Raw genomic sequence first — 23,657 nt, 5'->3', positions numbered from 1 at the left:
TAGTTCTGGCCTAAAATATGGCCACACAACTTAAATACAGTCACCATTATTTAAACAATGAGTTTGCAAACTATTACTCTTCAAACAACTGCGCCATTTTTTGAATATGCACTAATGAAACGTGATGTTGATTTCGTTGTGCACAAAGCTGTTGATGTTGGTCATCATCTGGATTCCCTACTAATACCACTTTAACTTGATAGCCTAACGCTTTTGCTGCTGCGTCATAAGCCATAAATTCCCACTTGGCGATATTAGTATTATCACAAATAACTATTGGTTCATTTCGCGCCAACGCCTGAATAAAAGCCGTTAAATTAGCCTGATGATATTGGCCAATTTTTTGCGGATTAAAGCGATATTGTCCCTGTTGATAAAAATAGCGATCTGTAGAGAATAGACCATGCTGTCGGATATGAATCGCCTGCTCAATGCCTTGAGAAATAATAAATTGTTCAACCCAATAAGACTTACCACTGCCAGGTAAACCACGCATTATAATCGCCAGCTTTGACGGCATCACGTCATTTACCGCTCTATCAACTAACGTTTCACTCACTTCCAACCACCTTACCTGCTAAAATATCGTCAACTAACTTAGGTAAAATATCACCCGCTTTTCCGGTAAAATGATATTGAAACTGACTATGACGGTCTGCAGGATCAAGGTTAACCTCCACAGTTTGAGCACCGTGGTGATTCGCACTATCGACAAAGCCTGCCGCGGGATAAACCGTACCAGATGTGCCAATCGCAATAAATAAGTCACAGTGGTCTAAAGCGTCGTGGATTCTGTCCATACCAAAAGGCATTTCCCCAAACCACACAATATGTGGCCGCAAGCGTTTTCCCGGGATACAACAAGTGCAACAGTTTTCAGCACCAAAAGGTTCACGTAATACAAAGGTTTGTAATGATTGTGGGCATCGACCTTTTGCTAATTCGCCGTGCATATGCAGTAATCGTTTAGACCCTGCCCGCTCGTGTAAATCATCAACATTTTGGGTTATCACTAGCAATTCACCCGTAAATTCTGTTTCAAGTTTCGCGAGTGCTAAATGTGCTGCATTTGGAATGACATCATCACTGTGTAATTGTTGCCAGCGGCTATTATAAAAACGCTCCACTAACTCGATATCTCTTGCATAGCCTTCAGGAGTGGCAACATCTTCAATATGATGCTGTTCCCATAAACCATGCTGATCTCTAAACGTGCTCATACCCGACTCAGCTGAAATACCTGCGCCGGTCAGCACTACAATTTGCCGGTACATTGTTTGTCCTTTATTGTGATGATGTAAAATAAAATGTAATGACTTTTAATACAATATCAAAAATACGTACTCAGGTTACAAAATGTTGTCACTACACGGTCTAAAAATTCACATAAAATTCATGTTATAGATTTGATAATAATATCGGATATCCGAATAGGTACAATAATCCCTTAGTATAAGTAAGCTTATTGAGAGATCCTTAACAAATAATATCAGCTTAAGTGACTGTTTTACTAAATATCCTCTATATAGGTTGATAAAGCAGCTTAAGAGGTTTATGTTTTTAGACTCAAGACATATAATGATTAGAATATCCACCGATGAACCGATTGGTTCTGCAATCAAGAGATTAGCAATGACAGATGGAAATCAAGCACTCAAAAAAGCCGGATTAAAAATAACTCTGCCGCGAGTTAAAATTCTAGAACTGATGCAATCCCCAGACAACCAGCATATCAGTGCAGAAGACTTATATAAAAAGTTACTCGAAATAGGCGAGGAAATTGGTCTCGCTACTGTATACAGAGTATTAAACCAGTTCGATGATGCGGGCATTCTAAATCGTCATCATTTTGAAAGTGGTAAAGCGGTGTTTGAAATGTCGACTCAACAACACCATGATCATTTAGTGTGTTTAACCTGTGATAAAGTGATTGAGTTTACTGACGACGTAATTGAACGTCGCCAAGATGAAATCGCCATGCGTCATAACATCAAGCTGACTCACCATAGCTTGTACCTTTATGGCCATTGCACCAATGATACTTGTGATCACGCTGACGAATAGTCAGTATGTGAGCAACAAACAAACCAGCAAATTTGCTGGTTTTTTATTGGTTGAAATTTATCATCTGCATCACTTTTTTGGGGAAAAGTATAAAACCGGGAGTCGTGCATAGCACACAAGTGCGGATGGCATTGTAAAGTCTTATTAAATAAATACGCTTAAATTAACAGTGTTAACCATAGACTGAAACTCAGCACAGATAGCAAGGTCGATAATACCACTGTGCTGCCCAAGGTTGATTCATGCTGTTTAAGCTCTGTAGCAATTAAATAAGCATTAACACCTAATGGCGAGGCGCTAAGTAACACTAACATGGCCGTATTTTGTAATGTTAACTGAAACACAAAATGCGCCATCACATACACTAATGCGGGTAACAAGATAATTTTCAAACTGCTTGCCACTAATGCTAAACGCCAATGATCGCCAATCCGATAGAAACTTAAATTAGCGCCTAGAACAAATAATGCACAGGCTAATGCCGGTTTTGCGAGTAATGCTAGCCCTGCACTAAGCTGATCCCCCAAGTTAATACTTATCGCATTAGCTAAAATGCCCAAGCTAATGCTCATCACCACCGGATTGAGTAGCATAGAGCGAGTAAATCGACGCCACGAAAAGCCTTGCTCTTGCGCGCATGCCGCTAAGATAAATGTCAGTGCAAACAGGGTGGCGCTATGAAAAGTAATGATCATAAATACCTGCCCTATCATTGCTGGGCCTAATGCCGCGATAATAATGGGTAAACCTACCAATACCGTATTGGAATAACTGGCGCCCAACGCGAATACCGCACTGGCATCACACCCCTGCATCGCTATTGGACTAAAGTGTCGATTAATTCGGTAACCTATAGCAAACACTAACAACACTGGTAAATAAAAAGCCAGCAATGCAAATGGATCAATGCTTTGCGCTAATGGTGCTGCCAGCATATTGATAAATAAAAATGCCGGAATACTAACATAAAAAGTAAATTTGCTGATCCCGGCAATGTGTTCTTTATTAAAGAAACCCACTCGGGTTAATACAAAACCTAATACCACCATAAAAATTAACGGAAATATAATACTGATGATGGCCATACTTACCTTACAAATACCGAACTAAATGCCAACTGATTGTCTATTATAATAATATGAAAAATATAACAGTATGAAAAATAGTGTAAAAAAAACCAATAAAAAAGGCGCCTAAGCGCCTTTTTCAAGCCGAGTAAATATTACCAGCCAGTACGAATACGTAGTGCTTTACCAATGTCAGCTAAAGAGCGAACAGTCGTAACGCCTGCAGCTTCAAGAGCAGCAAACTTATCTTCAGCAGTACCTTTACCACCAGCGATAATTGCGCCAGCATGGCCCATGCGCTTACCTTCTGGTGCAGTAACACCAGCAATGTAAGATACAACAGGCTTAGTTACGTGTGCTTTGATATATTCAGCAGCTTCTTCTTCTGCATTACCACCGATTTCACCGATCATTACAATCGCTTCAGTCTGTGGATCGTTTTGGAACATTTCCAATACGTCAATGAAGTTAGTACCAGGAATTGGATCACCACCGATACCTACACAAGTAGATTGGCCGAAACCTTCATCAGTAGTTTGCTTAACTGCTTCGTACGTTAATGTACCAGAGCGTGAAACAATACCAACTTTACCAGGTAAATGGATGTGACCAGGCATGATACCAATCTTACATTCACCAGGCGTGATAACACCTGGGCAGTTAGGACCAATCATGCGAGTGCCAGTTTCTTCAAGCTTCACTTTCACTTGCAGCATATCAAGTGTTGGGATGCCTTCAGTGATACAAACGATTAACTCAAGGCCAGCATCGATTGCTTCAAGGATAGCATCTTTACAAAAAGGTGCTGGTACGTAGATAACAGTTGCAGTTGCACCTGTTGCCGCTACAGCATCTTTAACTGTGTTAAAGACTGGAAGACCTAAGTGAGTTTGACCACCTTTTCCAGGAGAAACACCACCAACCATTTGCGTGCCATAAGCAATCGCCTGTTCAGAGTGAAAAGTACCCTGACCACCAGTGAAACCTTGACAGATCACCTTGGTATCTTTGTTAATTAAAACAGACATTATTTGCCCTCCGCAGCTTTAACAACTTGCTCAGCCGCGTCAGTTAGACTTGTAGCCGCGATGATATCAAGACCAGACTTAGCCAATACTTCACGACCTAATTCGGCGTTAGTACCTTCAAGACGAACAACAACTGGCACTTTAACGCCAACTTCTTTAACCGCACCGATAATACCTTCAGCGATCATATCGCAACGCACGATACCACCGAAGATGTTAACCAATACTGCTTTAACATTGCTGTCAGAAAGAATGATCTTAAAGGCTTCAGCAACACGTTCTTTAGTTGCTCCACCGCCAACGTCTAAAAAGTTAGCTGGCTTGCCACCGTGTAGGTTTACGATGTCCATTGTACCCATTGCTAGGCCGGCACCGTTAACCATACAACCTACATTACCGTCTAAAGCAACATAGTTTAATTCAAATTTTGCAGCATGTGCTTCACGAGCATCATCTTGTGATGGATCGTGCATCGCTTTGATTTTTGGCTGACGGAATAATGCGTTGCCATCAATACCAATTTTGCCATCTAAACAATGAAGGTTGCCTTCAGTGGTGATAACAAGTGGATTGATTTCTAATAACGCAAAATCATGGTCGTTAAACATGTTCGCTAGACCCATAAAGATCTTAGTAAACTGCTTCATTTGTGTTGGGTTTAAACCTAACTTGAAGCCAAGATCGCGAGCTTGGAAAGCCTGAGGACCTGTTAACGGATCAATGATAGCTGTGTGAATAAGCTCTGGCGTATGTTCAGCCACAGTTTCAATATCAACACCACCTTCAGTCGACGCCATGAACACTACACGACGTGTGCTACGGTCAACAACTGCACCTAAGTACAATTCATTGGCGATGTCAGTGCAGCTTTCAACTAGAATTTTAGCAACTGGCTGACCTTTAGCGTCAGTCTGGTACGTTACTAAGTTCTTACCTAACCAGTTTTCAGCGAATGCTCTGATTTCGTCTTTACTTCCGGTAACTTTAACGCCACCTGCTTTACCACGGCCGCCAGCGTGTACTTGACACTTAACAACCCATAGGTTCCCGCCAATGTGGCCAGCTGCTTCAACTGCTTCTTGAGCGGTATCACATGCAAAGCCTTCAGAGACTGGTAAACCATATTCGGCAAATAAAGATTTTGCCTGATACTCATGCAAATTCATGATGATCTATCCATATACTTCTAATCAAATCCAACTGGCTCAATATGAGCCAGCGACGAGGGTTTTATCTAACTACTTATAGATCAAGTAGCAGACGAGTTGGATCTTCTAGGAAGTCTTTAATCGCGACTAAGAAGCCAACTGACTCACGACCATCAACAATACGATGATCGTAAGAGAGTGCTAGGTACATCATAGGCAGGATTTCAACCTGACCATTGACTGCCATTGGGCGATCTTTAATGGCATGCATGCCTAAGATTGCGCTTTGTGGTAGGTTCAAAATGGGTGTAGACATTAGCGAGCCGAAAACACCACCGTTTGTCACAGTGAAGTTACCGCCAGTCATGTCTGCAACAGACAGTTTTCCGTCACGGCCTTTAATGGCTAATTCACGTACCGCTTTCTCAATCTCAGCTAGGTTCATGGTATCAGTGTCACGTAATACTGGTGTCACCAGGCCACGTGGAGTCGATACTGCAATGCTGATATCAAAATAGTTGTGATAAACAATGTCATCACCATCGATAGAGGCGTTAACTTCAGGGAAACGTTTTAGCGCTTCAGTCACCGCTTTGATATAGAAAGACATAAAGCCTAAACGAATACCATGACGTTTTTCGAAAATGTCTTGGTACTGTTTACGAATATCCATGATTGGCTTCATGTTCACTTCGTTAAACGTGGTTAACATTGCCGTTGAATTTTTCGCTTCTAAAAGACGTTTAGCGATAGTCTTACGAAGACGTGACATTGGTACACGCTTCTCACTACGGCCTTCTAATACTGCAACAGGCGCTACCGGCGCTGCGGCTTTAGCTGGAGCAGACTTAAGGAATGCATCAACATCATCCTTAGTCACACGTCCACCAACACCAGAACCTTTAATTTTACTGGCATCAAGATTATGCTCAGCAATAACACGACGAACAGATGGACTTAATGCATCGTTAGATTCATCAGTAGCGACTTCAGTCGTTGCATTAGTAGAAGGCGCTGATGCTTCAGCTTTAGTCACTTCTTGGCCAGACACTGCACCAGCGACGAAATTAGCAATCACTTGCTCACCTAAAACGGTGTCACCTTCTTGGAATAACAATTCAGAGATTGAACCGTCTTCTGGTGCAACCACTTCTAATACAACTTTGTCAGTCTCGATATCAACTAAGTTTTGATCGCGTGTCACCTGTTCACCAGGTTTAACATGCCAAGTAGCAATAGTTGCATCAGCAACAGATTCTGGTAATACGGGTACCTTAATTTCGATACTCATGGAAAGCTTCCCTTATATAAATTATCTATTACGACAGTTTTAATGCGCTATTTACTAATGATTCTTGCTGCTGTACGTGCAACCCAGGATAACCACATGCTGGTGCAGCAGAAGCTTCACGACCGGCATAAGTTAGTTGAGCGCCTGCAGGAATATTAGCCCAGAAATGATGCTGACTACAGTACCATGCACCTTGGTTTTGTGGCTCTTCTTGACACCAAACAAAATCAGTAACATGTTGATATGTTGCTAATGCCTCACGCAATTCCACGTCAGGGAACGGATATAGCTGCTCAACACGCACAATGGCAACGTTGGTAACATTCTCTTTGCGACGTTTTTCAAGTAACTCGAAATACACCTTGCCGCTACAGAATACAACGCGGTCAACTTGGCTTGCATCTAAGGTATCAATCTCACCAATAATATTTTGGAAAGTCCCTTCAGCAAGCTCTTCTAAGGTAGACACCGCTAATGGATGACGTAGCAAAGATTTAGGTGACATGACTACCAGCGGGCGACGCATTGGACGCACAACCTGGCGACGCAACATGTGATAAACCTGCGCCGGAGTTGATGGCACACACACTTGCATGTTGTGGTTAGCACATAATTGCAAGAAGCGCTCTAGACGCGCACTTGAATGCTCAGGACCTTGGCCTTCATAACCATGAGGTAATAGCATCGTTAGACCACATAAACGGCCCCACTTTTGCTCACCAGATGATAAGAATTGGTCAATAACGACTTGGGCACAGTTGACGAAATCACCAAACTGCGCTTCCCAAATGGTCAAGCCACCGGGTTCTGCCGTAGCGTAACCGTATTCAAATGCCAACACAGATGCTTCAGATAATACTGAGTCAATAATATCAATTGGCCCTTGTTCATCAGCCACATTACGCAAAGGTAAATAGGTAGTGCCGTCTTTTTGGCTATGCAATACAGCATGACGATGGAAGAACGTACCACGACCAGAGTCTTGACCAGTAATCCGCACACGCTTGTTATCTTCAAGGATAGAAGCATAGGCCAAGGTTTCAGCGAAGCCCCAGTCTAATAACTTTTCGCCTTTAGCCATCGCAGTACGGTCAGCACAAATTTTGGCAACACGAGATTGAAGCGTATGGTTTTCAGGAATATCAACTAACTTATTGGCTAAGTTTTGTAGACGTTCCATTGACATAGCACCCGCGTAATCTTCATCCCATTCGCGATTAAGATACGGCGTCCAGTCAACAGTATGTAACGTCATAGGACGCCATTCTTTAACCACACAATCACCAGCATCTAATGCATCACGATAATGGTTAATCAAACCAGTCACTTCATCGGCTGGAATACTATTTTCAGCGATTAACTTATCTGCATAGATTTTACGTGGCGTAGGGTGCTTTTTGATTTTAGCGTACATCAGCGGCTGTGTAGCACTAGGCTCGTCAGCTTCGTTATGGCCATGACGGCGATAACACACTAAATCAATAACCACATCACGTTTAAATTCATTACGATAATCCACTGCAAGTTGAGAGATAAACGCAACCGCTTCAGGATCGTCAGAATTAACATGAAAAATTGGCGCCTGAACCATCTTAGCGATGTCAGTACAGTATTCGGTTGAACGTGTGTCAGCCTGATTAGATGTGGTAAAACCAACTTGGTTATTGACCACTATTCGAATGCTACCGCCAACAGTAAAACCACGTGTTTGAGACATGTTAAACGTCTCTTGCACAATGCCTTGGCCAGTTATAGCAGAATCACCATGAATAGTAATTGGCATGACTTGCAGACCGTCTTTACAACCACGACGATCTTGACGAGCACGAACAGAACCAATAACCACTGGATTAACGATCTCTAAGTGAGATGGGTTAAAGGCAAGTGCTAAATGAACGTTTCCACCTGGCGTTTCAAAATCAGATGAGAAACCTTGGTGATATTTTACATCGCCAGAACCGTGAGTGTCGGCATGCTTACCCGCAAACTCATCAAAAAGTTCAGCAGGACGTTTACCTAGCACGTTAATGAGCAAGTTTAAACGACCACGGTGAGCCATACCTACCACGATTTCTTTAGTACCCGCTTCGCCTGCACGGTAAATGATTTCACGCATCATCGGAACGAGCGAATCACCACCTTCTAAAGAGAATCGCTTAGCTCCAGGGAATTTAGCACCAAGGTATTTTTCGATACCTTCTGCAGCATTCAACCCTTCAAGAATACGCTTTTTGACGCTGTTATCGTACTGGGCTTTACCTAATGTGGGTTCAAGACGTTGTTGGATCCAACGCTTTTCATCGGTATCAGTAATATGCATGTATTCAGCACCAATCGAGCCACAATAAGTGCTCTTTAGTGCGTGAATAATATCAGCCAGTTTCATGGTCTCACCACCTAGGGCGAATGAACCAGTATTAAACTGACGCTGCATGTCATCTACGGTTAAGCCGTGATAAGCAGGATCTAACTCCTGAACTTCCTCGCGCTTCCACAATCCTAATGGATCTAAATTGGCATTTTGATGGCCACGGAAACGGTGAGCATTGATCAGTTGCAGAACCTTAACTTGCTTCGCATCTAACTCTGGATCGCCGACGCTGGTAGCGTTTTTTAAACGACCTTGTAGAGCTAAACTGCGGAAATAGTCACGAACTTTAGAGTGAGCAGTTTCGGGTACTTCTACTGAGGCACCGTTAACCGGAGGGAGATTATCAAAAACAAGCTGCCAATCAGGGGTCACTGATTGCGGATCTTCTTGATAGGCTTCATACATCTCTTCTACGTAGGTCGAGTTCGAACCACTTAAATGTGACGACTCGAGCCAGGCTTTCATGATGCCTTGGTGCATTGTTATTCCTTTCAAACTTGATACACGTGCTAGCCATAAACATAACAGTGAGTAACGTAAGTTACATCACACGTAGACTGAAACTATCTTTGCAAGATAGTAGCAGGAGGTCTTACATAAACACGCAAAAGAGCCATCTCCAATAATGAAGATGACTCTTAACAGAGCTAATAAGTCAGACTATTTTGCTCTTCGTCGTGCATTAAACAGCTCGCTTCAGTAACATCGACTTGATATGACCAATCGCTTTAGTTGGGTTTAATCCTTTAGGACAAACATCAACACAGTTCATGATGCCATGACAACGGAACACACTGTAAGCATCATCTAGATCAGATAAACGCTCCTCAGTTGCCGTGTCGCGGCTGTCAATCAAGAAACGATAAGCATGCAATAAACCGGCTGGACCGATAAATTTATCCGGATTCCACCAGAAAGATGGACACGAAGTTGAACAACATGCACACAAAATACATTCGTATAAACCATCTAAATGAGCACGCTCTTCAGGTGATTGTATATGTTCACGAGCTGGCGCCTTTTCATCATTGATCAGATAAGGCTTAATTTTTTCGTATTGCTTGTAGAACTGAGTTAGGTCAACGACCAAATCTCGAACTACTGGCATGCCTGGTAAAGGACGGACTTCAATTTTCTTCCCTTTGAAGGTAGATATTGGCGTAATACACGCTAATCCATTTTTACCATTCATGTTAACACCGTCAGAACCACACACGCCTTCACGGCATGAGCGACGAAACGCAATCGTTGAGTCTTGTTCTTTCAGCTTAATTAACGCATCCAACACCATCATATCAGAACCATCAGGCACTTCTAGGGTGTAATCCTTCATGTAAGGCTTGGTATCTACATCAGGATTATAACGATACAATGCAAATGTTAATTTCATCTTTTGCAACTCCTGCCTAATAGGTACGTTTTACTGGTGGGAATGCATCACGTAATTTAGGTGTCATGTTGACATCACGTTTGCTCATATTCTTAGTCACTGGGTCAAATAAGCTATGACACAACCAATTGTCATCATCACGATCTAAATAATCTTCACGAGAATGCGCACCACGGCTTTCAGTACGGAAGTTAGCTGCATAAGCAGTTGCCAGCGCTGTTGCCATTAAATTATCTAATTCTAAACATTCAATACGCTGAGTATTAAATTCATTTGAGTTATCAGATAACTTAGCATTATCAAGTCGCTTTTGAATAGCTTGTAGCTGCTCTAGACCTTCAGCCATGGCTTCACCACTGCGGAAAACAGAGAAATTTAACTGCATACACAATTGAAGCGCTTTACGAATAACCGCAGGTTCTTCGCCGTCTTTGTTGCTTTCCCAACGATTAAGACGAGCAAGTGATGCACTAATTTCTATGTCTGATGCCGCTTTTGGATCAGGTGTCGCGTCTAACGCTTTACCTAAATGTTGACCCGCAGCACGTCCAAAGACCACTAAATCGAGTAATGAGTTACCGCCTAAGCGGTTTGCACCGTGTACAGATACACAAGCGATTTCACCAACCGCAAATAAACCTAATACATCTTGCTCACTGCCATCTTTATTCTGACGAATAACTTGACCGCTCACTTTAGTCGGTAAACCGCCCATCATGTAGTGGCATGTTGGCAATACAGGAATAGGACCGTCTGCTGGATCGATATGAGCGAAAGTACGTGATAATTCACACACACCAGGAAGACGCGCTTCAAGGGTTTCTTTGCCCAAATGATCAAGCTTTAGTAACAAATGCGGACCTAAAGGACCGTCTAAACCACGACCTTCGCGAATTTCAGTCATCATTGAACGTGCTACCACGTCACGAGAAGCTAAATCCTTCGCATTCGGTGCATAGCGCTCCATGAAGCGTTCGCCATCTTTATTTAATAAGTAACCGCCTTCGCCACGACAACCTTCAGTTACCAAGGTACCTGCACCAGCAATACCCGTTGGGTGGAACTGCCACATTTCCATGTCTTGTAATTGAATGCCAGCACGTGCTGCCATACCTACACCGTCACCGGTGTTAATATGAGCATTAGTGGTCGAAGCATAAATACGCCCTGCACCACCCGTTGCTAATATCGTTGCTTTGGCTTTGAAATAAACAATATCGCCTGTTTCAATTTCAATTGCGGTACAACCCACTACAACGTCATCTTCATTTTTAACCAAATCTAAGGCATACCACTCAGAATAAACGTTAGTTTTATGTTTAACGTTTTGTTGGTATAAACAATGAAGCAATGCATGGCCTGTACGGTCAGCAGCAGCAGCGGTACGAGCAGCTTGCTCGCCACCAAAGTTACGAGACTGGCCACCAAAAGGACGCTGGTAGATTGTGCCATTTTCGAAACGAGAAAAAGGTAAACCCATTTGCTCAAGTTCAATAATCGCTTCCGGACCCGTTTTACACATAAACTCAATAGCTTCTTGGTCGCCGATAAAATCAGAACCTTTAACCGTATCGTACATGTGTTGTTCCCAATGGTCCTCGTGAGCATTACCTAATGCTACGGTGATACCACCTTGAGCAGAAACGGTATGTGAACGAGTTGGGAATACTTTAGATAACAGCGCACAGCTCTTACCTTCTTTAGAAATCTGTAATGCTGCTCGCATACCCGCGCCACCGGCGCCGATTACGATTACATCAAATTCGCGTACTGGAATACTCACTTAAACACCCCACACTATTACAATGCCTGACGCTAAATAACTGATCGCGACCATAACAAAGGTAAACTGTAATACACCACGTAACGCTGTGTGTTTGACATAATCAGTCAACACTTGCCATACACCAATCCACGCATGAATAAGTAAAGCAACTAACGTTATAAGGGTAAAGACTTTCATTGGAAGTGAACTAAATAAGCCACTCCAAATTTCGAAAGTTAACGGGGCACTACACGCGATAAAACCTACTAAGAAAATAGTATAACAAGCGAGGATCACTGCACTTGCGCGTAATAGAATATAGTCATGAACACCACTGCGTCCAAAACTTGCTGCATTTGTTACCATACCCAAATCCCCGCTATGATTGAAAAGACTACTGCTAACACAAAAGTAGCCTTAGCTGATGCAACACCCGAAGTTAATTCTTCCCAGTGTCCGGCATCCATAATCAAATGACGAATGCCACCTAATAAATGATAACCCAACGCAGTTAGAATACCCCAAATGATGAACTTCATCACGAAACCATCGAACAAGGATTGTACGCTAGCAAACCCCTCTGGTGATGTTAAAGTCGAATTTAACAGCCATAGAAGAATACCAATTGCGAATAGCATGATAACACCGGAAATACGGTGTAGGATTGACGCGATAGCTGTCGCAGGAAAGCTTATCGTCTGCAGGTCTAGATGGACAGGTCTTTGCTTTTTCACGTTCTGCTCACTCAGCTCCGTCGAGCATTATTTTTGTTATCTATCTGTTTTTTGTTTAACTATTAACGCTAACACTAGGCATACGTTTTAAAACAAATAACGGACCACTCTGAAACATCTAATCAATTGAGAAACCACTATTTAGTTCGTAAATTCATCATTCCTAAACTGTGATGTTCGTCGCCCTTGGGGGCGCAGGCAAGTATACTCGTGGGAATTGTCAAATACAAACCTCACATTATGCAAAATAAGTTTTTTTAGTATTTTTTTATTCTAATCCAAGCGCAGAGCGGTTTACAGGGCACATATACCATGGTCTAACAAATTTAAACGCTTATTTAAATTGATCTGTGATCCCGATCCACTGTAAAGTAATGACCGCTTAACATGCCGCACTCATATAGAAGAATGAAGTAAGGAGAACGGGGTATGGCTGATAATATAGCCAAATTAGAGTTACCAGGAAACGAATCAATCGACCTACCTATCAAGAAAGGTACTGAAGGTTTTGACGTTATCGACATCAGTACACTTGGAAAAAAAGGGTATTTCACCTTTGATCCAGGCTTTTTAGCTACTGCATCTTGTGAGTCAGCAATTACTTATATCGATGGTGAGCAAGGTATCTTGTTACACCGTGGGTATCCAATTGAACAACTTGCAACTGAATCGACCTACTTAGATTTATGCTACTTGCTATTATATGGTGAATTACCGTCTAAAGCTGATTACGAACAATTTGTTTCCACAGTGAAAGAACACACTATGGTTCATGAACAAATTGCATTCTTTTTCAGAGGTTTCCGCCGTGACGCACACCCAATGGCAATGCTATGTGGTGTAACAGGTGCATTATCTGCTTTCTATCAAGATTCTCTTGATGTTAACAATCCAAAGCATCGTGAAATTGCAGCTTACCGCTTAGTGTCGAAAATGCCGACAATAGCAGCGATGTGCTACAAGTACTCAATGGGGCAACCTTTTGTTTATCCACGTAACGATTTAAGTTATGCGGGTAACTTCTTGTCGATGATGTTTGCTACTCCGTGTGAAGAGTACAAAGTTAATCCTGTTGTAGAAAAAGCAATGGACCGTATTTTTGTATTGCATGCTGATCATGAGCAAAATGCATCTACATCTACTGTTCGTTTAGCTGGCTCTTCAGGTGCTAACCCATTTGCATGTATTGCAGCGGGTATTGCTTCGTTGTGGGGCCCAGCTCATGGTGGTGCTAACGAAGCTTGCTTAGAAATGTTAGAAGAAATCGGCAGCGTTGATCGCATTCCTGAATTTATCGAGAAAGCGAAAGACAAAAACGATCCATTCCGTCTAATGGGCTTTGGCCATCGCGTTTATAAGAACTTCGACCCTCGCGCTAAAGTGATGCGTGAAACTTGTCATGAAGTCCTTAAAGAACTTAAAGTGGTTGATCCATTATTAGACGTGGCAATGGAACTTGAGCGTATCGCTCTTGAAGATGAATACTTCATCTCTAAGAAGCTATACCCGAACGTTGATTTCTACTCTGGTATCATCATGAAAGCCATTGGTATCCCTAACGATATGTTCACAGTGCTATTCGCATTGTCACGTACTGTTGGTTGGATTTCACATTGGAAAGAAATGTTAGATCAACCAGGCCACAAAATCAGCCGTCCACGTCAGTTATACACTGGTGAGTCTGCACGTGAATTTGTGAGCGTTGATAAGCGTTAATCTTTTGATTAACCAAACTAAAAAAGCGCCGAAAGGCGCTTTTTTGTTATCTAAAGTTTGATGTCAGTGACTATTCAACGTAGTGTGTAAATCAGTCCTAAACACCTTCAATGATTTATAATCGGTTAGAGGTGATGTTTAATAGAACATTTAATTTTACAATTTTTAACAGATTGAAGTCGTATGACAGTAATCAGTATTGAGTTGGTGGTAGTTAAACTCAAATTAGTCTTTGCTGATGACGCTATTATAATTTGGATCAGAAAAACTGATTACTTTGAGGGTTACGTTTTTAATTCTTAGAAGTTAAAGAAGTCTTCGTTATTATCATCTAATTCATACACATCAAAATCGGCTTCCCAACGACAAATGCTTGTTCCATCAAACTCTACATTACGATTACGTTTATTTGGAAAAGTAAAATCTACCTCTTTAGAGGTTAAATCAGCATTCAATGTTGCTAACTTTTCTTTCATTTCTGGGTACTCTTCGATACCTCAATACCACCAGCAAAAATGTACCCACAATCCAACCTAGCCACTCCTAAATGGTTTGAGTGTAAAATTCGCGTCTAATTTCGCCAAATATATCGTGCATAGTATTCCTTTACCTTATTGATAATGTTGATCTCATCTAATGTCTTTATGAAGTTAGACGTCAGATATTATTATGTTAAGTTTATTGATTTAATGTTGGTACTAGACCACTAATCACCAAGACTATAAAATAACTCCATTTATGCAGCAAACGCTTTAACTGAATTAGGTGTTGAATAAGAGTTGAAGGACAGCATAAGTCATAAAGGTGGATAGTTTTTTGCGTAATAATAAAGGGTTATTATTCGCTGCTTCTTGATGCTGGTTAGTGTGCCACTATAGCCACGACAAAAACATAAGTAACAAAACAATAGAAAATGGTAACTTCATATACACCTATCAATAAGTTTATTTTTGTTAACGTTTAGAATGGCCTTCCTCGACTAATTTATCTTGTGCGAGCTTCATCAATCGAGCCGCATATTCTTTATTAAATTCAAACGTAGTATTATTAAAAACGTATTGAGCGTGCTCACTAACCGCTAGCCAGTTCTGTTGTATTTTATACAACTTTGCTAACTCTTCATGGGTAGCAGTAACTGACGATTTAGGTAGATCAACATCCAATGCTAACAACTTTTTATGGAGTGAAATAGCATAATTAATATCTTGGTCTACAAACATACCGCCCTCATAGACCCAAGCGAGTGTAGAATAAGCTATAGGATCTTTCGCATTAACTCCTGTCTCTTGATCAGATTTCATAAGCTCTCGCCATCAGCAATCATTTCTTTCGCGACTCGGTAGCCTACAACATGAGACTGCAATGTACTCCAACCTTCCCAAACCGCCGTCCAGCTTGCGATCCCTGTTCGTTTGGTATCGGTGAAACCACCCAACTTTGCGATTGATTGATACGCCCATTTCAGACTCGGCGCGCCTTTATCTTTATGCCCTCTAGGCTTATTAAACCGCATTAGCACCTTCCATTCATCTTCTTCGAGTACCGTGTCACAGCGTTGAGCCTCCACTGCTTTGGCCTCCTCAACCAGCCCTTTTTTACGTAAATAATAAGGGATGGTGATGGCTTCTCTGAGTTGCAGTAAACGGACGCCGATAAAAGCTAAGATTGAAACCGCTCTTTCTAAGTTCTTAGGCTCTGTCATTCTTTGGCGCTCAGCTCCTGCACCCGTTTTCCATGCTTTATGAAAATCCTCAATTCGCCATCTTGCGGTGTAAATATCAATAATATGAAGTGCTTGAATTAACGTATCGATTGGCTCTGTTGTTAATAGCACCCAGCGCAACGGCTCAGTAACGCTTTTTGATGTTTTTTCTTGAGCGTACACCACGTTTACTGGCTTAGTCTCACCTTTCGTTTTGAACGTAACCTGTGCCACTTTAATGGTTAGCTTGGCTTTTCTTGCCACGCGGTTTACAGGCTTCCCTTTACTATTTTTTGTCCCCTTCTGGGCGATATCGATAGTGTATTCACCCCGTTCGGCTTGTGATTCAAGATGTTCAAATAACGTAGAGTCAGTCTCTATCAGCGCTCTAGAATGTTTCGCTCGAACGACAAAACGCTCATTATGCTTCTGTTTATCTTGAATATAACTCAGTATGTCTGCTTCTCTATCACACACTGAAATTACCCGTGACATGAGCTTTCCCAAGCGTTGACGGCAGAAATAAGAGGCTTCTGACCACTTACCGCTTTCTTTTTCGTCAGCATCTTCAGGATTATTAGGACGAAGCCAGTATTCTTGATGAATGAGCCCGATAGTCTGAGTCGTGAAGCTGTCTAATAGCAGGGTTGAATGAACCCACCAACCACGTGATTTATCTGTCGTCGTCCCCAGTTTGCCAAGCTCTTCTGCTACTTGATGTTTGTAACTCAGCGCAGTGGTGTCATCAATGGCTAATATCTCAGCATAGGGCTGGGCAAGCTCTGCAGTATGTTGAAAACCAGAAGCTCTAATTACTTCTGGAGAAATGTTGTCGTTACGGATCAATCGATAAGCCCCTTCAACTTTAGCCTCATTACCTTGACATGATAAAGCGATAGACTTACCACTACAACGTGCCATATCTGCAGCGACTTCGATGACACGATCTGTGCGACGCGGGTCACCAAAGAAACCGTTTTTAAAGTGATTGTATGACCATTGCTCTGGGTTGAATATTGACATGGTTTTTCTCTAAGTAACTGAAGTTACTTGATCTGATCACAGTTCACCCCAGAAGTTCAATATTTTTTATACTTGTGTAGAAGAGTCAGCATTAACTCTTTTTGTTGCTTCCTTAAGTAACCGTTCTCCATTACCAGTGTGCAAGCTAAGAGGTACTAAGCCTCTCCAATAACCCATATTGATGGCTTTTTCACACCACAGTTCCAGCTTTTCAGGAGCATTAATTAAGCTTTTTTGGCATTGTTCCGCGGCAACATTAATTGTTAAGTTGGGATCATCTATATCAATTGAATCATCCCACCTCGGACCCGCTGCGTTGGCGAAAATAGCCACCAAGATAAAAGATAATAAAAATGGCTTTACCATTTTAAAGTGCCTTCATAATATATTTGGGGAATATGAAAAGCTTGCGAACAGTGTTATGACATTAAGGTAATAAATCATAACTTATCACACAGCTTATTTAGATAATTATTTGCTAATATCTAACATTTCATTTTTGAAAAAAATGTTATCATCTTCGTCATTATCAATAATAAATTGCAAGCTTTCTAAGGCTTCTTGCCAGTTTTGTAATTCTTTGTATATTGTATAAATAGCTTTGTGAACTGTAACTAATTGTTGTTTTGTGAGTGATTTATTTTTCTTATGGTTCAAATAATCGGTATATAGATTAATAGACTTATTAAGATCCCTTTCAACGAAAGACCCTGTACTATAAATCCACGCTAATGCTTTGATAGCTTCAACATCATCGCTTTGCGCATGTTTTTTGGCTTCATTGACATAGCGAGTCCCATCACCTGTATAGTATCCAATGTATAGAAGTGATCTCCAACTGCCCATCGAATAAGCCTTTTCACACCATTCCTCGAGGCTGTATGGTGCAAACATTGAACTTTTCGCACATTGTTGCGCGGCCTGTTCGACTGTTAAGTTTGGATCGTTCATATCGATTGCATGCCACAGACTGTTTGCATGCACATTATTGCAGATTGAGTTTAACGTTAAGAATATAAACAGACTTATCCTTACCATTGCAACTCACCATCTAAATTGACTCGTTTTTCAGGAATATGAACCTGAAAAGACTTAATAGCGGACTTATAGGGAAATCCTTCACGGTAAAAGTACTGCAGCTTAAGCGGAGTATCTTCAGCAGAACCTTCTCTGCAATCCTTTTCGGTTAGACACAACATACCTCCAATAAAGTCTACAAAGACAACATTATGTATCCCTTGCTTTTGGATTAAAGTATCAATACCTTCTTGATAAGATGCAGCTTCAACAGCATGCCACCGATGCATGAAAGCCACCACACGATGTTGGTTTGATTCTTTTATGATACTCAGAATATTATTTGTCCAGCTATCATTCCGTTTCGTATGAGTATCCTTACAAATACCCGCCTCGGCATTGTCAGACGAGCAAGCTGCATCAAGACTTGCCATTTGCTCTAATGTCATGTCCAAAGCAACTATTTTCAAACCTGCAGTTCTTGCTGCTTTAACAAGTTCACCGTATGCATGAGGAACCAAATATCCCCATGCCCAATTTTCATTAAAGTAACGCTGAATAACTTCAAATCCCTTACCTGTACGTTGATAAAAAGCCACTTGTTCCTTCATTGATTGTGGTAACATCTCTATAGCAAAATGGGTAAAGCCAGCTGCTTTTAATTGTTTGATCGCTCTAATCGCTTCATATTTATAACCAGCGGTGTTGTGATTAGACTCACCTAGCATAACTAAGCGAGCATTACCTGCAATCGTTTTGTAATTTACATCCGTGTTAATTTTATTCATTATTTGTCCGTGATTTTTATTAAAACTAACAGTCTAATTTTTGAAATAATACTACTTACACCAATCTGCTACAGAAACAATACCCATCAACTTTTCTTTATTTTCAGCTAACCATACATCGATCGCTGTTGAAGGTTTGAATTCAGAGCCAGTACCCGGCCAGTAGTAATTCCCTGCACTATCTAAACACAGCGCGACATAAACTGGAGTCGAATTAAAAACGACATCTTCACCTTGCTCGACAAGCATTTCATAGTTTATGTTTTTGTGAGATTCACCTTTATAAGTATCGAGGACTTCAGCAAAAAAAACCTGCTTTTCTAATCCATCATTCTGAACCGTTACTTCCACTTTAGTGACTTTTAATTTAGCAAGATAATGTACATTTTTTATAGCTTGTATAAAGCCGTTTAATTCTGATGAGGCTTCGTTTTGAGCGAGCGCTGGATGGATAACACCTACTAACAAGAATAGGAGAACTATGATATTTTTCATTATGCTTCACTTCCTGCAATCGATGACTTTTGAGTATAAACAGGTAAACTGGCAGACGATGAGTCAAAGTTAGAAGGAACAACAAAAGCATCCCACACCCAGGGCAACCGCATGAGTGCTTAATTTTTACACATCTCGCTAAATCCCGCTTTTAAAACAGCCTCTAAGAAGGTTGGTTTCATCCATGCTCGTTTGCGTTTTGCACTAATACTCCCTTTTGAAGACTCTGCCCTGAGCATATTTAAAGAGAGTTGCCTTAACATTGCCCAATTTTCAGCACCGTTTTGATGATGAATTTGGCATTGGTCTTCTCCCAAGCTGAGGAGAGTAGACCGCTGGAACTTCCCCAGCAGCCCCTCGCAGAACGGTACGTGAGCCTCTCGACTCATACCGCTCCCATTAAACCATCGACCCTCTCATTCCTGCTCGCCAATGGGCAAACAAGTAACGATGAGTGCAGGCAAGGTTTTCCATAAACTTACCGGCTCTCGTTTTGCGTCGTTGAAGTTTCTTGTACTTGTGCCTCGCCCACCAGATTAACGCTTTGTTTACCTCGCGGAAGACCCTGTACAACTCAGAACGACAGAAGCTGCCATAGTAGTTTATCCAACCATTGATGATTGGGTTGATCCACCGGGCTATTTGCTCAAGACTTAAATCTGTTCGCTTACGGATACCTAGCATTCTAATTTTCTTCATCATCCCTTTTTGAGCATTTCTGCTCGCTGCGGGCGTAAAACTGATAAAGATACCCTGTGTTTGTCTATTCCGACAAAGACGTGGTCTGAAAGTGTACCCTAAAAAGTCAAAACTGATGTTCTCGTGCTTACCTTTTCTTGAACCATCTTTGCAATACGCAATTTTGGTTTTCGTTGGGTGAAGCTCAAGCCCACAGGCTTCAAACCTCTCTTTAAGCTCTACTAACATTTGTTGAGCTTCCTTCTCACTATCACAGTGAACAAGCCCATCATCTGCGTATCGACACCATTTAACATTGGCATGATTCTTTTGCATCCATTTATCAAAAACATAGTGGAGAAATAAGTTGGCTAACACTGGACTAATGACACCACCTTGTGGCGTCCCTTGCGCTCGCTCAATTATTTCACCATCCGCTTTTATCATAGGCGCTTGTAGCCATCGCTCAATATACAGCAGCAACCATTTGCAACCCGTATGTTTGCGTACTGCTTTCATTAGCAAATCGTGTGAAATGTTGTCAAACAGCCCTTTTATATCAAATTCCAGAACCCAGTCTTGATACCAGCAGCGTTTTCTTGTCACCCGCACTGCATCTATCGCTGATTTCTTTGGTCTATAACCATATGAGTCATTAAGAAACTCAGGTTCAACCAAAGGCTCAAATGAAAGTCTCGCTACCATTTGGGCGATACGGTCTTGGATCGTAGGGATACCGAGTATCCGCTCACCACCTGATTTCTTTGGTATCGCCACAGCTTTAACTGCGGGTGGAAAATAGCAACCAGAAGACATCCTATTCCAGATTTTATAAAGGTTGTTTTTTAAGTCTTTTTCAAAATCAGCCATTGATTGCTTATCAATGCCTGCGGCTCCTTTATTCGCTTTTACTAATTGATAGGCTTTAACAACTTGCCATTTATCAATATTGAATCGATGTGCATTCGTCAAGATATCTCCTCCTGCTTAACAGTTGGATATAAAATGAATACTGTTTAACACGACCCCTTCGCTCCACATTCATTACAAATGCTTCTTCACTACTACAGGTCGTTCCGCCCCAGTGCCAGACATTGGTACTCTCATACTTACCATTTTAGTGATTTGTATTTCTCCCTTAACATTCTGACGACTGGTTCCCACAGTTCCTGAAAAGAGCCTGAAAATGAGATCACGCCCACTTTACACCGGACACCACTTACACAGCCTTCGGAGCAACCTGTAAATTTATCACCAGTCTTAGACGCTACTGGCTTTTGATGTCGAGTCTTTGGTTTACGATGCGTCATCATGGGTTCGATAACTCGTCTTCTCATTTCTCACCTGAGCATTTAAATATGCTCGTTTCTTCAACGCTCACCACGAACACTCTTAATATTCGCAGCTTGAAGCGGTTTGAAGCCAGCTTCCGACAGCAGACTTCGATGGGCCAAACCATCATCTCTTCTCAAGCTTAGCCATAAGCTTTTAACATATCCTTATGCTGCAAACCTATGTGCCTGTGGCACACCATCCAGTACCCAATGCAGACTATTTTCGATGGACCAATGGGCTCGTACAGCTTCGGCTAACGTTTTTTCGCTAAGCTCGGCGGAGCTTATGTAATATCGATAACCCAGTTGTGGTGCTTTACCTTTAACTTGACGGAATCCGATGCTCAAGCCAACGCTGCGCAGATTAGGCCATTGCGGGAAGCGGGTCGCCAGTTCGCTGGCATCTTTGACATAATGTACGCGGGCTTCTATGCGTCCATGATTTGTTTCTATCGCCAAACCATCCAGCGGTGCTGCATGCTCATCAATAAATGCATCACGAAGCGCCTGATGTAGCTGGCCTTGATTACCTTTTACGGCTAATAGGTAGTCTGCTTCTTTCTCTATTATTTGCTGTGCTATTTTTGTTTGGCAGCCCATCGCATCAATGGATACCAGCGCACCTTTTACCTCCAATAGCTTAATGAGTGCTGGGATAGCGGTAATTTCATTCGATTTTTGTTCGGTTTTAAGCTGTCCCATCACCACTTTGTTGGCACACGCAAAGGCATTTACCATGTGAATAGTAGATTGCCTATCACCGCGTTTGTACGAGCTACGTAAGGTTTTCCCGTCGATGGCGACCACTTCGCCTTCAGTTACCTGATGCACTGCCTGCATCCAGTTAATAAAGCATTGGCGGAACTGCTCAGGTTCAATTTTAGAGATAATACGGGCAATTGTGTCATCGACAGGTACGCCATCGATAAGAAAACCCTGTTGCTTGAACCAGTCGTGGTGACCTTCAGCGTAATCATATATCTCAGACCAACCTTCTGCGCCTGCTATCACCCCACAAAGGGTGACGAACAACACATCACACAAGGGATAGGTAACTTTAGCTGATTGACGTTGATCGGCAATGGCACTGAAATGAGTCGTAAACGCTTCGAGATACATAAAGGCCCCACAAAAGGGAGTATAAGATCACATCTAACATTAAAATCAAAGAATTATATTTACGAAAAATTCTAATTGTCTAAAAAACGTTCACGATCTCGCCCTGATCCCACACCTCTTTTTTATACTTAGAAACTTTCACACTATTACTTTGATTACCTCCGAGCATAAATAAATAATGACCATCAACGCTTTGCCCTACTACAAAAGCAACATGCCCGCCCCCTTGTCTTGATTTGATGCCTATAGCACCGTAAACAGGTTGAGTTATTGGTTTACCAAAATCAATCCACGATTTGGCTCTAAAAGCATTTTTTACAGGTTCAATATTATTTTGTTTCATCACCCAAGCAACAAAAGAGCCACACCAGGCATTTTGACCACCACTGTCATCACTTCCCCAAAACTTAGAAGCTTTAAAATATTCTAAAATTTGAGGGTTTGCTTTAGTACCTGCAACTTCGGATTCACCCACCTCATTAACAGCTGTTTTCATCCAAAAAGCATTAGTTACAGGCATTTTTAAAGAGGTGTTTACATTAGGAAGTACGGCTACACTCAACAGTTTTTCATTCATCTTTCGATGAGTTCGACCATTAGCGTCAATTTTGCCATCTGGACGTACCATATTAAGTACTTTGCTTTGAAATAATCTAATCGCTGCAACAGTTTTAGAGCTTTCAGGCCTAGAGCCTAAACAGCCATCAACAATTAAAGGTTTTGTAGGGGGAATGAGTTTAAGTAGTTTGTTTAAACCGGTTTGTACTGTTTTTACATCGTTTAAATTGTTAGCTCCACCCAGCCCGACAGCTTGAGTTATTTTTATTGATGACATCGTATTATCCTTGTCATTGTTGATTTAAAGAAAAGGTTAAATCTACATATTTAACTTTTATTATTCTGATAGTAATTAACTTTTTCGCACCT

At 41.6% G+C, this 23,657-nt stretch carries 22 protein-coding genes and 2 pseudogenes; 2 read left to right on the top strand and 22 right to left on the bottom strand.

The features are described from left to right. Positions 1–73: 73 nt before the first annotated feature. Together HNW13_RS05240 and cobB are read right to left on the bottom strand one after the other, a co-directional pair. Positions 74–520, bottom strand: coding sequence for an ATP-binding protein (locus tag HNW13_RS05240; protein WP_162024356.1), 447 nt, complete (start codon positions 518–520; stop codon positions 74–76). Between the two features lie 31 nt (positions 521–551). Continuing rightward, the gene (gene cobB, locus HNW13_RS05235; protein ID WP_182743924.1) at positions 552–1,274 is read right to left on the bottom strand and encodes a Sir2 family NAD+-dependent deacetylase; all 723 of its coding nucleotides are present in this window, start codon (positions 1,272–1,274) and stop codon (positions 552–554) included. Between the two features lie 358 nt (positions 1,275–1,632). Here cobB and fur point away from each other — a divergent pair, with 358 nt between their 5' ends. Further along, entirely contained in the window at positions 1,633–2,064 is a 432-nt protein-coding gene (fur, locus tag HNW13_RS05230; RefSeq protein WP_101086900.1) for a ferric iron uptake transcriptional regulator, read from the top strand. A gap of 158 nt (positions 2,065–2,222) precedes the next feature. On the opposite strand, the gene HNW13_RS05225 is transcribed toward fur, so the two are convergent. From HNW13_RS05225 to sdhC, 9 genes are all read right to left on the bottom strand, one after another. After that, a complete protein-coding gene (locus tag HNW13_RS05225; protein WP_192115074.1) occupies positions 2,223–3,149 on the bottom strand; it encodes an AEC family transporter in 927 nt (308 codons plus the stop codon). Between the two features lie 137 nt (positions 3,150–3,286). Next, a complete protein-coding gene (sucD, locus tag HNW13_RS05220) occupies positions 3,287–4,159 on the bottom strand; it encodes a succinate--CoA ligase subunit alpha (RefSeq protein WP_101086898.1) in 873 nt (290 codons plus the stop codon). Further along, positions 4,159–5,325 carry an ADP-forming succinate--CoA ligase subunit beta gene (sucC, locus tag HNW13_RS05215; RefSeq protein ID WP_101086897.1) on the bottom strand — a complete coding sequence of 389 codons (1,167 nt, stop codon included), beginning with the start codon at positions 5,323–5,325 and terminating at the stop codon, positions 4,159–4,161. Before sucC ends, sucD begins: the two co-directional genes overlap by 1 nt. A 76-nt stretch (positions 5,326–5,401) precedes the next feature. Continuing rightward, on the bottom strand, positions 5,402–6,598 hold the full coding sequence (gene odhB, locus HNW13_RS05210; RefSeq protein ID WP_182743925.1) for a 2-oxoglutarate dehydrogenase complex dihydrolipoyllysine-residue succinyltransferase: 1,197 nt from the start codon (positions 6,596–6,598) through the stop codon (positions 5,402–5,404). Positions 6,599–6,626: 28 nt separating this feature from the next. Continuing rightward, positions 6,627–9,449 (bottom strand): 2-oxoglutarate dehydrogenase E1 component, encoded by a 2,823-nt coding sequence (gene sucA / locus HNW13_RS05205; protein ID WP_101086895.1) that lies wholly within the window; start codon positions 9,447–9,449, stop codon positions 6,627–6,629. 202 nt (positions 9,450–9,651) lie between these two features. Beyond that, positions 9,652–10,359 (bottom strand): succinate dehydrogenase iron-sulfur subunit, encoded by a 708-nt coding sequence (locus HNW13_RS05200; protein WP_101086894.1) that lies wholly within the window; start codon positions 10,357–10,359, stop codon positions 9,652–9,654. Between the two features lie 16 nt (positions 10,360–10,375). After that, positions 10,376–12,142: a succinate dehydrogenase flavoprotein subunit gene (sdhA, locus tag HNW13_RS05195; protein WP_101086893.1), complete on the bottom strand. Its 1,767-nt coding sequence runs from the start codon at positions 12,140–12,142 to the stop codon at positions 10,376–10,378. Next, positions 12,143–12,490, bottom strand: a complete 348-nt coding sequence (sdhD, locus tag HNW13_RS05190; RefSeq protein ID WP_101086892.1) for a succinate dehydrogenase, hydrophobic membrane anchor protein — start codon at positions 12,488–12,490, stop codon at positions 12,143–12,145. Beyond that, positions 12,484–12,858, bottom strand: a complete 375-nt coding sequence (gene sdhC, locus HNW13_RS05185; RefSeq protein WP_101086891.1) for a succinate dehydrogenase cytochrome b556 subunit — start codon at positions 12,856–12,858, stop codon at positions 12,484–12,486. Before sdhC ends, sdhD begins: the two co-directional genes overlap by 7 nt. Positions 12,859–13,287: 429 nt before the next feature. Here sdhC and HNW13_RS05180 point away from each other — a divergent pair, with 429 nt between their 5' ends. Further along, on the top strand, positions 13,288–14,574 hold the full coding sequence (locus HNW13_RS05180) for a citrate synthase (RefSeq protein ID WP_101086890.1): 1,287 nt from the start codon (positions 13,288–13,290) through the stop codon (positions 14,572–14,574). 299 nt (positions 14,575–14,873) lie between these two features. Here the strand turns inward: HNW13_RS05180 and HNW13_RS05175 are convergent, their stop codons facing one another. The 11 genes and pseudogenes from HNW13_RS05175 to HNW13_RS05125 form a co-directional block, all read right to left on the bottom strand. Continuing rightward, positions 14,874–15,050: a hypothetical protein gene (locus tag HNW13_RS05175; RefSeq protein ID WP_192115075.1), complete on the bottom strand. Its 177-nt coding sequence runs from the start codon at positions 15,048–15,050 to the stop codon at positions 14,874–14,876. A gap of 477 nt (positions 15,051–15,527) precedes the next feature. Then, positions 15,528–15,875: a hypothetical protein gene (locus HNW13_RS05170; RefSeq protein WP_192115076.1), complete on the bottom strand. Its 348-nt coding sequence runs from the start codon at positions 15,873–15,875 to the stop codon at positions 15,528–15,530. After that, positions 15,872–17,299: an IS4 family transposase gene (locus HNW13_RS05165; protein WP_192114076.1), complete on the bottom strand. Its 1,428-nt coding sequence runs from the start codon at positions 17,297–17,299 to the stop codon at positions 15,872–15,874. The genes HNW13_RS05170 and HNW13_RS05165 overlap by 4 nt, the downstream gene beginning before the upstream one ends. A 66-nt stretch (positions 17,300–17,365) precedes the next feature. Then, positions 17,366–17,665: a hypothetical protein gene (locus tag HNW13_RS05160; protein WP_192115077.1), complete on the bottom strand. Its 300-nt coding sequence runs from the start codon at positions 17,663–17,665 to the stop codon at positions 17,366–17,368. Between the two features lie 105 nt (positions 17,666–17,770). Then, entirely contained in the window at positions 17,771–18,250 is a 480-nt protein-coding gene (locus HNW13_RS05155) for a hypothetical protein (protein WP_192115078.1), read from the bottom strand. Between the two features lie 80 nt (positions 18,251–18,330). Beyond that, on the bottom strand, positions 18,331–19,104 hold the full coding sequence (locus tag HNW13_RS05150; RefSeq protein ID WP_192115079.1) for a ChaN family lipoprotein: 774 nt from the start codon (positions 19,102–19,104) through the stop codon (positions 18,331–18,333). A gap of 51 nt (positions 19,105–19,155) precedes the next feature. Beyond that, positions 19,156–19,599, bottom strand: a complete 444-nt coding sequence (locus HNW13_RS05145; protein WP_192115080.1) for a hypothetical protein — start codon at positions 19,597–19,599, stop codon at positions 19,156–19,158. A 119-nt stretch (positions 19,600–19,718) separates the two neighbouring features. Further along, a pseudogene (locus HNW13_RS05140) lies at positions 19,719–19,922 on the bottom strand (ISAs1 family transposase); the annotation flags it as partial. Between the two features lie 76 nt (positions 19,923–19,998). Beyond that, complete coding sequence (gene ltrA / locus HNW13_RS05135; protein ID WP_192115081.1) at positions 19,999–21,249, bottom strand: group II intron reverse transcriptase/maturase; 1,251 nt, start codon at positions 21,247–21,249, stop codon at positions 19,999–20,001. A 560-nt stretch (positions 21,250–21,809) separates the two neighbouring features. After that, positions 21,810–22,730, bottom strand: a pseudogene (locus HNW13_RS05130) (ISAs1 family transposase); the annotation flags it as partial. A 79-nt stretch (positions 22,731–22,809) separates the two neighbouring features. Then, the gene (locus HNW13_RS05125) at positions 22,810–23,565 is read right to left on the bottom strand and encodes a TIGR02594 family protein (protein WP_192115082.1); all 756 of its coding nucleotides are present in this window, start codon (positions 23,563–23,565) and stop codon (positions 22,810–22,812) included. Positions 23,566–23,657 lie beyond the last annotated feature (92 nt).

Origin of the sequence: Shewanella sp. BF02_Schw (assembly GCF_014596695.2) — a bacterium.
Classification (GTDB): domain Bacteria; phylum Pseudomonadota; class Gammaproteobacteria; order Enterobacterales; family Shewanellaceae; genus Shewanella.
The sequence above is the reverse complement of the archived record's forward strand: the minus strand, read 5'-3'. Positions and strand labels throughout refer to the sequence as shown.

Coding starts and splice junctions, on each gene's coding strand:
- HNW13_RS05240 (WP_162024356.1), bottom strand. CDS start 520: ATGCCGTCAAAGCTGGCGATTATAATGCGTGGTTTACCTGGCAGTGGT.
- cobB (WP_182743924.1), bottom strand. CDS start 1,274: ATGTACCGGCAAATTGTAGTGCTGACCGGCGCAGGTATTTCAGCTGAG.
- fur (WP_101086900.1), top strand. CDS start 1,633: ATGACAGATGGAAATCAAGCACTCAAAAAAGCCGGATTAAAAATAACT.
- HNW13_RS05225 (WP_192115074.1), bottom strand. CDS start 3,149: ATGGCCATCATCAGTATTATATTTCCGTTAATTTTTATGGTGGTATTA.
- sucD (WP_101086898.1), bottom strand. CDS start 4,159: ATGTCTGTTTTAATTAACAAAGATACCAAGGTGATCTGTCAAGGTTTC.
- sucC (WP_101086897.1), bottom strand. CDS start 5,325: ATGAATTTGCATGAGTATCAGGCAAAATCTTTATTTGCCGAATATGGT.
- odhB (WP_182743925.1), bottom strand. CDS start 6,598: ATGAGTATCGAAATTAAGGTACCCGTATTACCAGAATCTGTTGCTGAT.
- sucA (WP_101086895.1), bottom strand. CDS start 9,449: ATGCACCAAGGCATCATGAAAGCCTGGCTCGAGTCGTCACATTTAAGT.
- HNW13_RS05200 (WP_101086894.1), bottom strand. CDS start 10,359: ATGAAATTAACATTTGCATTGTATCGTTATAATCCTGATGTAGATACC.
- sdhD (WP_101086892.1), bottom strand. CDS start 12,490: ATGGTAACAAATGCAGCAAGTTTTGGACGCAGTGGTGTTCATGACTAT.
- HNW13_RS05180 (WP_101086890.1), top strand. CDS start 13,288: ATGGCTGATAATATAGCCAAATTAGAGTTACCAGGAAACGAATCAATC.
- HNW13_RS05175 (WP_192115075.1), bottom strand. CDS start 15,050: ATGAAAGAAAAGTTAGCAACATTGAATGCTGATTTAACCTCTAAAGAG.
- HNW13_RS05170 (WP_192115076.1), bottom strand. CDS start 15,875: ATGAAATCTGATCAAGAGACAGGAGTTAATGCGAAAGATCCTATAGCT.
- HNW13_RS05165 (WP_192114076.1), bottom strand. CDS start 17,299: ATGTCAATATTCAACCCAGAGCAATGGTCATACAATCACTTTAAAAAC.
- HNW13_RS05160 (WP_192115077.1), bottom strand. CDS start 17,665: ATGGTAAAGCCATTTTTATTATCTTTTATCTTGGTGGCTATTTTCGCC.
- HNW13_RS05155 (WP_192115078.1), bottom strand. CDS start 18,250: ATGAACGATCCAAACTTAACAGTCGAACAGGCCGCGCAACAATGTGCG.
- HNW13_RS05150 (WP_192115079.1), bottom strand. CDS start 19,104: ATGAATAAAATTAACACGGATGTAAATTACAAAACGATTGCAGGTAAT.
- HNW13_RS05145 (WP_192115080.1), bottom strand. CDS start 19,599: ATGAAAAATATCATAGTTCTCCTATTCTTGTTAGTAGGTGTTATCCAT.
- HNW13_RS05125 (WP_192115082.1), bottom strand. CDS start 23,565: ATGTCATCAATAAAAATAACTCAAGCTGTCGGGCTGGGTGGAGCTAAC.